The 12,763-nt window shown below is 67.3% G+C and carries 10 protein-coding genes; 4 read left to right on the top strand and 6 right to left on the bottom strand.

Annotated features, from left to right (window positions below):
• Positions 1–23: 23 nt before the first annotated feature.
• The 4 genes from AC07WJ_RS10690 to AC07WJ_RS10675 all read right to left on the bottom strand — a co-directional run bounded on the left by AC07WJ_RS10690 (position 24) and on the right by AC07WJ_RS10675 (position 5,664).
• Entirely contained in the window at positions 24–2,099 is a 2,076-nt protein-coding gene (locus AC07WJ_RS10690; RefSeq protein WP_494934544.1) for an O-linked N-acetylglucosamine transferase family protein, read from the bottom strand.
• 161 nt (positions 2,100–2,260) lie between these two features.
• Positions 2,261–3,232 carry a glycosyltransferase family 2 protein gene (locus AC07WJ_RS10685; protein WP_494934767.1) on the bottom strand — a complete coding sequence of 324 codons (972 nt, stop codon included), beginning with the start codon at positions 3,230–3,232 and terminating at the stop codon, positions 2,261–2,263.
• 133 nt (positions 3,233–3,365) lie between these two features.
• Complete coding sequence (locus AC07WJ_RS10680; RefSeq protein WP_494934543.1) at positions 3,366–4,589, bottom strand: glycosyltransferase family 87 protein; 1,224 nt, start codon at positions 4,587–4,589, stop codon at positions 3,366–3,368.
• Between the two features lie 85 nt (positions 4,590–4,674).
• Positions 4,675–5,664, bottom strand: coding sequence for a Bug family tripartite tricarboxylate transporter substrate binding protein (locus AC07WJ_RS10675; RefSeq protein WP_494934542.1), 990 nt, complete (start codon positions 5,662–5,664; stop codon positions 4,675–4,677).
• Positions 5,665–5,813: 149 nt separating this feature from the next.
• On the opposite strand from AC07WJ_RS10675, the gene AC07WJ_RS10670 reads away from it, so the two are divergent.
• Together AC07WJ_RS10670 and AC07WJ_RS10665 are read left to right on the top strand one after the other, a co-directional pair.
• Positions 5,814–7,016 carry a pyridoxal phosphate-dependent aminotransferase gene (locus AC07WJ_RS10670; RefSeq protein ID WP_494934541.1) on the top strand — a complete coding sequence of 401 codons (1,203 nt, stop codon included), beginning with the start codon at positions 5,814–5,816 and terminating at the stop codon, positions 7,014–7,016.
• 111 nt (positions 7,017–7,127) lie between these two features.
• Entirely contained in the window at positions 7,128–7,430 is a 303-nt protein-coding gene (locus tag AC07WJ_RS10665; RefSeq protein ID WP_494934540.1) for a hypothetical protein, read from the top strand.
• A 42-nt stretch (positions 7,431–7,472) separates the two neighbouring features.
• Here the strand turns inward: AC07WJ_RS10665 and AC07WJ_RS10660 are convergent, their stop codons facing one another.
• Positions 7,473–7,892 (bottom strand): nuclear transport factor 2 family protein, encoded by a 420-nt coding sequence (locus AC07WJ_RS10660; protein ID WP_494934539.1) that lies wholly within the window; start codon positions 7,890–7,892, stop codon positions 7,473–7,475.
• A 211-nt stretch (positions 7,893–8,103) separates the two neighbouring features.
• Between AC07WJ_RS10660 and AC07WJ_RS10655 the strand changes: the two genes are divergently transcribed.
• Positions 8,104–8,646, top strand: coding sequence for a hypothetical protein (locus AC07WJ_RS10655; protein ID WP_494934538.1), 543 nt, complete (start codon positions 8,104–8,106; stop codon positions 8,644–8,646).
• Between the two features lie 22 nt (positions 8,647–8,668).
• On the opposite strand, the gene AC07WJ_RS10650 is transcribed toward AC07WJ_RS10655, so the two are convergent.
• Positions 8,669–10,042, bottom strand: coding sequence for an ATP-binding protein (locus tag AC07WJ_RS10650; protein ID WP_494934766.1), 1,374 nt, complete (start codon positions 10,040–10,042; stop codon positions 8,669–8,671).
• 380 nt (positions 10,043–10,422) lie between these two features.
• Between AC07WJ_RS10650 and AC07WJ_RS10645 the strand changes: the two genes are divergently transcribed.
• Entirely contained in the window at positions 10,423–12,723 is a 2,301-nt protein-coding gene (locus AC07WJ_RS10645) for a YfhO family protein (RefSeq protein ID WP_494934537.1), read from the top strand.
• Positions 12,724–12,763 lie beyond the last annotated feature (40 nt).

Raw genomic sequence — 12,763 nt, 5'->3', positions numbered from 1 at the left:
CCGGCGCGAAATCGCCGGATGGGTCAAGCGGCCGGCAGCGGCGCCACATCGAAGGAGCGCGGCGGCTCGCCGCTGCGGTGGATGTCGACCATGGTCCTGAAGGCCTGTTCCATGTGCCGGGCGAAACGGCTGGAATCATAAAGCTTCGATGTCGGCACCGCCGCCTTGATCCGGCGCTTCAGATCGGCCGAGCCGGCGCGGTCGGCGGCATAGGCCTTCGCCTTGGCGACGTAGTCCTCGGCATCGGCCGCCACCAGTTCCGGAAAACCGTGCAGCGTCACCAGGCTCGCCGCCACCCGCGAGCCCATGCCCCGGCCGGGCAAGGTGAGGACCGGAAGTCCCATGGCGAGCGCATCCGAACAGGTCGTGTGGCCGGAATAGGGGAAGGTGTCGAGGAACAGGTCGGCCAGGCCCAATCTCTGAAAGTGATCGGCGAGCGGCAGGACCGGCGCGATGATGATGCGTTCCGCGGCAATGCCTTCTTCCGCTGCGGCCCGCCGGATGTTCTTTTCCGCCAGCCTGTTGTTGGCATGCACCCAGAAGACGCCATCCGGGACGTCCTTCAGGATACGGCACCACAGCGCGACCATCGGCCGGGTGATCTTGCGCGGGTCGTTGAAGGAGCAGAACACGAAAGCGTTTTCGGGCAGCCCACAGTCGGCCCGCGTCATGACGCGTCCGGAAGGCCGACGCGGCACATTGCACTGATAGGTGTCGGGCAGCCGCACGATCTTCTCGGAAAACTGCGGCAGGTCCAGCTCCGGAACCGTGTAGGGATCGGCAATGGTGTAATCGAAAATCGGGCCGCCGAACGTGCCGGGATAGCCGAGCCAGGTGACTTGCACCCCTGCCGCATAGGCTCCGGAAATTCCACGCGCGCGGCCAACCGTGTGGCCGTTCAGATCGACGAGAATGTCGAGTTCCAGCGCCTTGACCAGGGCAACGGCCTGCTCCAGCGTCTTGCCGACCAGATCGACGAAGCTGTCGAACGTCCGCTCATAGTGACGGCGAACCGGACTCTTGTCGTCGACGCCGATCGACAGCCCGATGACCTCGAAGGCCGAACGGTCGTGCAGGGAGATCAGGTCGGTCAGCAGAAAGCCGACCGGATGCTGGTTGAAATCACTGGAGAGATAACCGACGCGGATCCTGGCGTCCGACCGGACCTTCGCCGTCCTGGGGCGCTGTCGCGGCCGCAACGGCGCGCCCTCCAGCATGCAGTTGGCGGCGGTCAGAACGGCGGCGGGATCATCGACCAGATGAGTGATGGTGAAGGGCGATCGCTCCAGCGTCAGCTGGCTTCCGGGCTTGCCGGTGGCGGCCAGGCGCCCGTTGATCGCCTGCCACTCGCATCCCACGAGTTCGGCACCGACACACAGGTCATCCACCAGCAGGCGCATCGGCTCGCCCACCGGCAGCGCGTCCCGGCAGGCGAGCAGTTCCTCATAGTTCTTCAGCTTCTCGTTCGCCTGGGCGGCGGCCACCAGGGCCGGAACGAAGCCCGGTTCGCGCGCCAGGATCGGCTTCACCCGGGCAAGCGCGACCTCGGCGAGGCCGCTCAGCACGTCGAGAAAGGCGAGTTCGACCTCGAAATCCGGCGCTTGCGGAAATGCCGCCCGGCAGCGCAGCGCAAGCAGTTCGGCTTCTTTCAGCAAGCCCTGTTCACGCAGCAGCCGGATATTGAGCAGCAGCAATGCACCATGGTCGGGAAACAGCCGGAGCGCCCTGGCGATCACCCGGTCGGCGCCGTTGAAATCCTTCGACGCCAGTTGCGCCTGAGCAAGATTGACGATCAGGCCAAGGTCACGCGGGGCCCGGCCAAGCGCTTCCTTGAGGACCTGGACGGCCTCACCGTGACGCCCGAGCCTGCGATAGGCGACGCCCAGGTTGAGCGTGATGGTCGGATCCGCGGGGCGCGCCTTCGATGCGGCCCTCACAAGGCCCAGGCCCTTGTCGGTCGCACCTTGCTCGAGCCAGATGATGCCCGAGAGCAGCAGCGCATCGACGTCGACACGTCCGGCCGCCGTCAGCGGCGCACAGGCATCGAGCGCCGCATGCCAGTCGCCGGCCTGATGGAGCTCATGTGCACGTTCCAGCATGGCGAGATGATCATTCGGACGAGACAAGGCACATCCCCGCAGGCCGCGGCAGCCGCCGCTCCGTCTCGGCAGCCCACCATGGTCGGCGGTGTTTAGATGAAAATGCGAGCGCGCGACATACGCACTGACGCGACCTGTCGATACGCTCGACTTTGCCCGCCTCAGGGCCGGCCGTCGCCGGCGGCGCTCAGGTCGAGATAGCGCATGCGCTTGATCTCGCGGCGCGCGTCCGAGATCGAATCGACCACCAGCCCGCAGACCAGCATGAGGAAAGCGAGCTGCATGATCGCCGCCGACAGGATGGCAGTCGGAAAGCGCGGGACCAGGCCGGTCGCCAGCCAGGTCTGCACGATCGGCGCGGCGAGCCCGATGCTGGTGAGCGTCAGCCCGCCGGCGATCAGGCCGTAGAAGCGGAACGGATGCACCGTGCGGAACATGTTCACCAGGGTCCACAGGATGCGTGCGCCGTCGCGATAGGTCCTGAGCTTGGAGTGCGAATTGTCCGGACGCTTGCCATAAGGCAAGGGCACCTCGTCGGTGCGCAGTTTCAGGTCGAGCGCGTGGACGGTCAGCTCCGCCTCGATCTCGAAGCCGGAGGACGAAGCCGGAAACGACTTGGCGAAACGCCGTGAAAACACCCGATAGCCGGAAAAGATGTCCTTGAACGGCGAGTGAAACATCGCCCAGGTCATCCGGTTGAACAGGCGGTTGCCGAGCCGGTGACCGCGCCGATAGGCGGCATCGGCGGTCTCGACGCGAGCGCCGACCACCATGTCGAGCTGACCGGCGATCAGCCGTTCGACAAGCTCCGGCGCGGCCGTCGGGTCATAGGTCATGTCGCCATCGGCCATCACATAGACGTCGGCATCGATGTCGGCGAACATCCGCCGCACGACATTGCCTTTGCCTTGATAGGGCTCGTGGCGAACGACCGCACCGGCCGACAGCGCCACCTCGGCGGTGCCGTCGGTCGAATTGTTGTCATAGACATAGACGGTCGCCGACGGCAGCGCCGCCTGGAAGGCCCGCACCGTTTCCGCGACCGTAGCCGCTTCGTTGTAGCAGGGCAGCAGCACCGCGAGGACGGGTGCATGACCCGGCTCGGCCGCGAGCCGGCGGGCCAGGTCGTCCAGCAGCGCGCGCGCCGGGCTGGACGCTGGACGCGCCTCGGGCGCATGCGTGGCCGACGGCGCGGGCAAGACTTTGCCGGCGGGCTTGGCCCCGGGCTTGGCCGGCACCTTGGACGCAGGCTTGGCAACCGCGCGTTCAGCCACGGGCAAAACTCCAATGTCGAGGCAGGATTTCCGGCTTGGCGGCAACCGCCCGCGCAGCGAGGAAGACGAAGAAGGCCGCCATGACCAGCACGCCGAGCGGCAGGCCTGTCGTCATCATCACCGGCCGCGCCAGCAGCGGCACCAGCCAGACCAGCGCCAGCAGGCTCTTCTCGTAGGGCGCGAAGCCCCGGTCGACGCCATGCGCCACGGTGAAGGCGATGGCCGGTGCCAAAAGCGCCATGTCGTAGTCCAGGCAATAGGGCGTCGCCAGCAGGGCGCCGACCGCGGTCATCGCCGCCGTCAGCCGCTTGTCCGCACCGCGCAGGGCCATGAGCGCCAGCGTCGACAGCACCGCGCCGGTGACCACGAACTGGCCAGCATAAGCCAATGGCAGCGGCGCGCCGAACGACCTGAGCGCCGAGAAGCTCGACTGGATCTTGTACCAGCCGGTATTGCCCTGTTCGAGGATCACCTCGCGCGTGAATGCCGCCCCCTTCAGGAAGGCGGTCCAGACCTCGAAGCCGAGGCAGCCGGTGGCTGCCGCCACCAGGGCGAGCACGGTCGCCGCGGCCGACAGCGCCGCCCGCCAATGGCCGCCCAGCACCAGCACCACCGGCAGCACCAGGCCGAATTGCGGCTTGAACGTGAGAAGCCCGATCAGGACACCGGCGACGACCGGCCGCCGATCGAGCAGGACGAGGCCGAAACCGATGAGGCCGGCGCTCAGGAAGGAATTGTGACCGTGGCCGAGCGTCACCAGCACCGCCGGAAAGCCGATGGCCACCATCGTCACGCCCGGCACGGGTGGCGCGATGGCGCGGACCGCCGCCAGATAGAGGCCGAAGGTGGAGGCCTGCCAGACGATCAGGGCCGGTACATAGGGCATCAGCGCCAGAACCGCGGCTACCCCGAGGAAGAACGGCGGATAGTGCCAGCCGAACACGTCGATCGCCGGATTGGCGAAGACCTGCCGCTGGAACGCGAAATGGGTCGCCGGATCGAACAATCCGGCGGCATCTCCCGCCAGCAGCATGCGGCCGGCCGTCCAGACCCCGGAGAAGTCAGTCCCGATCGGCCGTCCGAGGCGATCGGTCATCGCGCCGCCGGTGCTCCAGACGAAGATCAGCGCCACGAAGCCGAAACACGCGACCATCGTGGGATAGACACGCGCACGCTCCCGCGTGAGCCAGGATCCGGTTCGGATCGCTTCGAGCATCACTGCCTCGCCATCAAAGACCAGGCAGCATGTCACCGAGGCGCGAAGAAAAGGTTATCCCGCGTGGCCCGATCCGGCGACGGTCTCAGCCCTCCGGCTTGATGTTCGCCGCCTTGATCACCTCGGCCCAGGTGCGCATTTCCTGCTCGTGATAGGGCCGGAAGGCCTCGGGATCGCGCGCGGTGATGGTAAAGCCGAGCTTGGTGATGGCCTCGACCACGCTGGGCTTGGCGAGCGAGGCCAGGATCTCCTTGGACAACCGATCGAGCGCCGGGCGCGGTGTCGCCACCGGTGCGAAGAAGCCGGTCCAGCTCTCGGCATCGGCATTGGTCACGCCCTGCTCGCGCAGCGTCGGCACGTCCGGCAGCTGGGCATTGCGCTTCGGGCTGCCGATGGCGATGCCCCTGAGACTGCCGCCCTGGATCTGGGTGAACACGCTCGCCATGGTCGAATTGGCGACGTCGATGCGGCCGCCGACCACGTCCTGCACCAGCGGCGCCGCGCCGCGATAGGGCACGTGGGTCATCTGGATGCCGGTGCGCACCATGAACAATTCGGTGGAGAGATGCGAGCCGGAGCCGATGCCGGTCGAGCCGTAGTTCAGTTCCCCCGGCTTCGACTTGGCGAGCGCGATCAGTTCGGGAATGGTCTTCACCGGCAGGTCGTTCTTGACCACGAAGACGTGCTCGAAGGCGCCGGCGCCGGCCAGCGGCGCGAAATCCTTGAGCGCGTCATAACCCGGCTCGCGCATCAGGAACATGTTGTTGCCGTGCGTCTGGTTGTTGCCGAAGGTGATCAGGTGGCCGTCGGGATCGCCTTTGGCGACCTGGCGCGTGCCGATCGCGCCGGAGGCGCCGCCGACATTTTCCACCACCACGGCCTGGCCGAGCGGGCCGCCGATGTCCTGGGCGACGATGCGGGCGATGCCGTCGGTCGGGCCGCCGGCGGGATAGGCGACGATCATCCGGATCGGCCGCGACGGCGCCCAGCCCTGCTGCGCCGAAGCCTGGCGCAGAAAGGCCGGGGCGGCGAGCGCCGAGCCCACGAAAGAAAGAACGGTGCGGCGGGTCGTCATCGAGGTGCCTCCCAAAATGATGTCTCCCATCAGGGATTTTCGCTTGTTCGCTCCTGATAGCACGACTAAAGCTCGCGCCCGGATTGCCAAGCAGTTCGGGTGTGGTCTTAGCGGCTTGGCGGAGAAAATAAAACCAGACGGAGCCCCAGATGGCCTTCCTTGCCGACGCCCTGAAGCGCGTGAAGCCTTCCGCCACCATCGCCATGGCGCAGAAGGCGCGCGATTTGAACGCGCAGGGCAAGAAAGTCATTTCGCTGTCCGCCGGTGAGCCGGACTTCGATACGCCCGACAATATCAAGATGGCGGCGGTCCGCGCCATCGCCGAGGGCAAGACCAAATATACCCCGGTCGCCGGCATCACCGAGCTGCGCCAGGCCATCGTCGCGAAGTTCAAGCGCGAGAACGGCCTGGACTACAAATGGCAGCAGGCGATCGTCTGCACCGGCGGCAAGCAGGTGCTGTTCAACGCCTTCCTGGCCACCCTGAACCCCGGCGACGAAGTGGTCATCCCGGCGCCCTATTGGGTCAGCTATCCGGAAATGGTGGCTTTGTGCGGCGGCACGCCGGTGCCGGTCAGCGCCGGGCCGGAGACCAATTACAAGCTGACCGCCGAGGCGCTCGAGCGGGTCATCACGCCGAAGACCAAGTGGTTCATCTTCAATTCGCCGTCGAACCCGACGGGCGCCGCCTATACCCATGCCGAGCTGAAGGCGCTGACCGACGTGCTGGTGCGCCATCCGCAGGTCTGGATCCTGACCGACGACATGTACGAGCATCTCGTCTATGGCGACTTCACCTTCACCACTCCGGCCCAGGTCGAGCCGGCGCTCTATGAGCGCACGCTGACCATGAACGGCGTATCCAAGGCCTATGCCATGACCGGCTGGCGCATCGGTTATGCCGCCGGCCCCGAGACCCTGATCAAGGCGATGGACCTGGTCCAGGGCCAGCAGACCTCGGCCGCCTCGTCGGTCGCCCAGTGGGCGGCGGTGGAAGCGCTCAACGGTCCGCAGGACTTCATTCCGGTCCGCCGCAAGGCCTTCGAGCAGCGCCGCGACCTGGTCGTCTCCATGCTGAACCAGGCCAAGGGCCTGAGCTGCCCGACGCCGGAAGGCGCCTTCTACGTCTATCCCTCGATCAAGGAAGCGATCGGCAAGAAGACCGCCTCGGGCAAGGTGATCGAGACCGACGAGGATTTCGCGCTCGAGCTGGTCGAGAGCGAGGGCGTCGCCGTGGTCCACGGCTCGGCCTTTGGCCTCGGCCCGGCGTTCCGCCTGTCCTATGCGGAATCGACGGAAACGCTGACCGCTGCCTGCGAGAAGATCCAGAAGTTCTGCGCCGAACTGCGCTGAGCTGATCGAACCGGCGGCGGAACGGATTGAACCGTTCCCGCCCGGCATGCCACCCATGGTTCAAGTCGCGGCCGATTCGGCCGCTGGTGAGCCGGCTGGTGGAGCCCGATCTTGGCGACAGCGATCGCAATGCCGTTCAGCAGGCTCCTGCCCGCCGTGACCCTGGTCGCGGCGGGCTTCTTCTTGCCCGCCGACGCCGGGGCCCGACCGACCGAGCCCGCCCGACCGACGGCGCCCGCCGAGGTCACCTATTGCTCGGGCTGCCTGTGCGACGATACCCCGCCGCAAATGAGCGTACCGGGCGCATGGCTGCCGAGTGGCGGCATGCTGGCCGGCCGGGTCGTGCTCAAATTCGTGCCGCGCGACCAGGGCGCGCGCGTCACCCGGGCCTGCGGACGGACGCCGCGGGCCTAGGGCTGCGACGGGCCGCAAATCCTCGCCGCGAACAGCCGGCGCTCACCCCTTGCCCTTCATCGTCTCCAGCATCGCCCCCATCAGCTGGTGCAGCAGGTTGATCGCCTTCAGCGGCCGCACCATCACCTTGAATTCGGTGATCCGGCCGGCCTCGTTCCAGGCGATCATGTCGACGCCGTTGATCACGATGCCGTCGACCACGGTCTCGAATTCCAGCACCGCCGAAGTCTCGCCGTACCACTCGCCGAGATAGCGGAACCGGCCGTTATTGAGCACATGCAGCGCCGCCGTCAGGTAGCCCGTCGTGACCCTCTTGCCGGCCTGCGGCGTGTGCACCACCGGCGAGAGGAACACCACGTCCTCGGCCAGCAGCGCGCCCAGCCCTCCAGGGTCGCGGGCCTCGACGATCCGGTGCCAGGCCGCGATGGTCTCCGGCACGGTACGGCTGGCTTTGGCGGTCATGGCTTTTCCCGGGTTGGCGGCGCTTGGGTCGTGCCAGCCTAACGGCAAGTCGCGGTCATGGGAAAGCAGGTCTGCGACCGGATGGCGCGCCGTCCCTTGCCGCAGGGCAGTGTCGGGCTGGCGCGTCGCGTTAACCCTTTCTTTACCATTTCGTTGCGGGCGGCAGGCGCAAGCTCCTAGGGTCTCGTGGGACCAGGATGGGAGTGGCGGCGTGAAACGCCTGATCGTCACCTTTTGCGGCATCTATCTCGCCGCAGTCGCGCTCGCCGCGGCGACAACCGGCCACGGCCTGATCGAGGCGGTGCCCGGCTATCGCCTGTCGATCCTGTGGATGGCCCGGGAAACCCTCGAAGCCCGGCTCGATGCCCTCGCCCACGCCGGCCGCCCGTTCGAGGCCATGGTCTATGCCGGCGCCCATGTCGCGTCATGGGCGGTGCTCTGCACGCTGGTGGTGATCGGCCTCATCCGGCCGCTGGTCGGCCCGAGCCGGCCGCTCGCCAATATCCGCTCGAGCGCGGTGGTGCTCGGCGGACTTGCCGGCCTGCTGCTGCTCGCCCACGTCGCCCGGCCGATCCTGGACATGGCGAGCCAGATGCCGTCGACCTCGACCACGCTGTCGTCGATGCCGGCCTATTGGCTGCTCGGCATGGCGCTCTCGGTGGTCGTCACCGGCAGCCACCTGTCGCTCATCGCCCATGACATCGTGCTGTGGGGCGTCGCCCGCTGGCGAGGATCGCAGGCGGCCACCGCCTGAGAACAGCCCGCCGGCCCGCCTCTCAGACCGGCACGCGGACGGTGGCGCGCAGGCCGCCGAGCGCACTGTCCGACAGATTGATCTCGCCGCCGTGCGAACGGGCGATGTCGCGGGCGATCGCCAGGCCGAGGCCGGTGCCGCCCTCGTCGACATTGCGCGCGTCGTCGAGCCGGAGGAACGGCTTGAACACGTCGTCGCGCCGTTCCTGGGGAATGCCCGGCCCGTCATCGTCGACCGTCACGGTCAGCCAGCGATGATCGCGATGGCCCGAAATGGCGATGGTATCGGCATAGCGCGCGGCATTGCTGACGAGATTGGCCAGGCAGCGGCGGAATGCATCCGGCCGGACCTTGACGATCGGTTCGCCGTGGAAGCTGACGGTCGCCTTGTGGCCGGAGCGCTCGGCGTCGGCGCGCAGCTCCTCCAGGAAGGCCTGCATGTCGGTCGGCTCCGGCAATTCGCCCATGTCGCCGCGCGCGAAGGCCAGATAGGCCTCCAGCATGCGGCCCATTTCATCGACGTCGCGGCGCATCGCCTCGATCTCCGGATCGTCGGGCAGCAGTGCCAGCTCCAGCTTGAAGCGGGTCAGCACGGTGCGCAGGTCGTGGCTGACGCCGGCCAGCATGGTGGTGCGCTGGTCGATCTGCCGTTCGATGCGCCGCTTCATCTCGATGAAGGCGAGCGCCGCCGCCCGCACCTCGCTCGCCCCGCGCGGCCTGAACCCGATCACCTCGCGGCCCTTGCCGAACTCCTCGGCCGCCGCCGCCAGCGCCTGGATCGGCCGGATCTGGTTCCTCAGGAACAGGATGGCGATGGCCAGCAGCACCAGTGAGGCGATCACCATCCAGACCAGGAAAATATGGCTGTTGGACGCATAGGCCATGCCGCGGCGGGCGAAGACCTTGAGGATCTGGCCGGTCTCGAGCTGGACACGGATCTCGATCAGCGCCGAATTTCCCACCGTGTCGATCCAGAACGGGCGGCCGATCTGCAGCGCGATCTCGCGCGACAGGGCGGCGTCCAGCACGTCGAAGAACGGCCGTGGGCCGGCCGCCGGCAGCGGCTCGGGCGGCAGGATCTCGATCATCAGGTTCAGCCGGTCGCGCGCGATGCGGCGCAGCGTCTCGAAATCGCGGTCCTGCGGATAGGTCTTGTGGATGTCGATGAGCGCGGCGATGTCCTGGGTCACCGCCGCCGACAGCCGATAGGTCACCAGCTGCCAGTGCCGCTCCATGAAGATATAGGCGACCACCGACTGCAAAATGACGATCGGCGCGATGACGATGATCAGCGAACGGGCGTAGAGCCCCTTCGGCATCATCTCGTTGAAGCGCTTGGCGCCGACCTCGCCGAAGCCGCGCAGCCATGTCGCCGCATTGGCGATCAATCCGCGCATGCCGCCATAGGTCGATCGTGTCTGATCGTAACTGGCCATGGCGCGAGCTTACCACGGCTCGCCGCCGCCGCGACATCGGGCGGGTTGGCGCACGGGTCGTCTGGGGGCCAAGTGTTGCCGATCGGCCGCACTTGCCGGACTTGTCGAAATCCGGGCGGCCAAAGGTCTTCTCAACAATACAATCGGCTTGAATTCCGTCGATGGAACAGTTTCATTTTGTTTCCCACCAAGGCTTCGCAGAAAGCCGTTCCAGGGGAAGCCGTTTGGCCGGAGGGCTGGTTGTCCGCGCCTGGAATACTTGCGTGCGTCAGCCTACACCTGTCCTAGAGCTTGTCTGGTCGAGCATCTCCCCTGCCTTGTCGACGAAGCGCGGCGGTTTATTGGCCGCCCTTCTGACCGTGTGCGCCATCTGGGCGGTGGCCGCGGTGCAGTGGCCACTGAACGATGTCGTCGTCCCCTGGGATTCCAAGAACCAGTTCTATGCCTTCTTCCGCTTCATGGCCCAGGCGATCCATGACGGGGCGACGCCGTTCTGGAACCCCTACCATTACGCCGGCCACCCGAGCATCGCCGACCCGCAGTCGCTGATCTTCTCGCCGCTCTTCGTAGCCTGGGCCTTGGTCGATCCCGCGCCCTCGCTCGTCGCTTTCGATCTCCTGGTCTTCGCCCATCTCCTGATCGGCGGCCTCGCCTTCGTCGGCTACGGCCATCGCCACGGCTGGCCGGCCGCGGCCTCGATCCTGGCCGCTTCGGTCTTCATGCTCGGCGGCGTGGTCTCCGGCCGGCTCAACCATGTCGGCATCATCATTTCCATCGGACTGTTCCCCCTGGCGCTGCTGCTGATGGAAATCGCCTTCGACCGGCGTTCCTGGCTCGCCGCAACGGGTTTCGGGGCGACGGCTGCCCTGGTCGTGCTCGGCCGCACCCAGACGCCGCTGCTGCTGTCGGTCGTCCTCGTCGCCCTGGCGCTGCGCCACATCACCGTGCAACCGGCGCCGCTGCGCTATCTCGCCAGCCGGCTGCCGGTGCTCCTGGTCATGGCCTTGACCGGCGCGGCGCTGGTTACCGTGCCCATGCTGCTGACCTTGCAATTCGCGGGCTTTTCCAACCGCCCGCATGTCGGGCTCGACCTGGCGCTGCTGTCGTCGCTCTATCCGGTCAATTTCGCCAATTTCCTGGTGCCCAACATCTTCGGTTCGCTCGAGCCGTCGAGCCTCGGCGACTGGGGCCCCAGCCATGGCACGCGGCCCGGGCTCGATGCCACCGACCGTTCGTTCAACTACCTGTTCGCCGGCAGCCTGACCGCGCTCCTGGTGCTCTGGCACGGCATTGCCGGCGGCCGGCTGATCGTCCCCGGCCGGCGCCTGTTCGCCACCATCGCGATCCTCTCGGTGCTCTACGCGATCGGCCGCTATTCGCCGTTCTTCCCCATGATGTTCGAGTATTTTCCGGGCATCGCGCTGTTCCGCCGTCCGGTCGGCGGCGCCTTCATCCTGGTCCTGGCGCTGGCCTATCTCAGTGGCCACCTCCTGTCGGACTATGTTCGCAAGGGCCTGCCGGCACCGCCGGCCTGGCTGCTTATCGCGGTTGCCGGTCTCGCCGCCGCCTTGCTCGGCTGGGCCATCGTCTTCTCCATGCAGTCGTCCAAGGGCCTGGCCGCGGCCTTCGAGATCGCCAAGACCTTGCCGATCTATGGCGGATTGATCGCCCTGCTGATGCTCGCCCGCTCGGCCCGCGGCCGCCTGGTCGCGGCGAGCGTCGCGGTCGCCTTCACATCGGGCGAACTGGTGCTGCGCAATGCCGCCTCCTCGCTCAACGCCGAGCCCAAGGCCTATTACGCTTTCCTCGAGCAGCCGACCGGCGAGACCGCCCGCATCATCGCGACCATCCAGCGCGAGATCGCCAGCCGCTCGACCGGCGCGGCCCGCCCCAGGGTCGAGATCGTCGGTCTCGGCGGCCCGTGGCAGAACGCCGCGATGGTGTTCGGCCTGGAGGCGACCAATGGCTACAATCCGCTGCGCATCGGTCCCTATGACCGCCTGGTCTCGCCGGGCGAGAGCCCCTATACCGCGCTGCATCGCCGTTTCCCGTCCTCTTTCCCGGGCTATGACTGCGCGCTCGGCAAGCTGCTCGGCCTCGAATATGTCGTGCTCGACCGGCCGATCGAGGCGATGCCGCATCTGCGCGGGCGTACCGTCGCCGAGGTCGTCATGGCCGGGCCGAGCGCCTGGATCTACCGGCTGCCCGACGTGGCGCCGCGGGTCGAACTCGCCAATGTCGTGCGGGTCGCAAGCGCCGACGAATTCATCGATGCCGGCCGTTTCCCGACCATCGTGACGCCCTCGGAAGTGCTGGTCGACGACAATGACGACCTGTCGCAAACCTATGCGCAGGCGCGCAACCAGACGCCAGGCAAGGCCGAGATCGTCGCTTCCGCGCCCGACCGGGTCGAGATCGCGGTGGAGACCCGCGCCACCGCGATCCTGACCCTACACGCGCCCTGGTATCCGGGCTGGGAGGTCGAGGTCGACGGCCAACGGCGCCCGCTGCTGCGGACCGACGTGCTGTTTCGCGGCGTCGAAGTGCCGGCCGGCGCCCGCAAGGTGGTGTTCACCTATCGGCCGCTGTCGCTGGAAAACCTCACGGCCGCCTTCGAGACCATTTTCGGCGAGCAGGGCTGAGCCCGGCGGACAGGCGCGGCGGCATGCCGCGCGGCGCGAT

The organism is Phreatobacter sp. GW821-FHT04C01, assembly GCF_059420385.1.
Note: the sequence above shows the minus strand (reverse complement) of the source record. Positions and strands in the feature narration are given on the sequence as shown.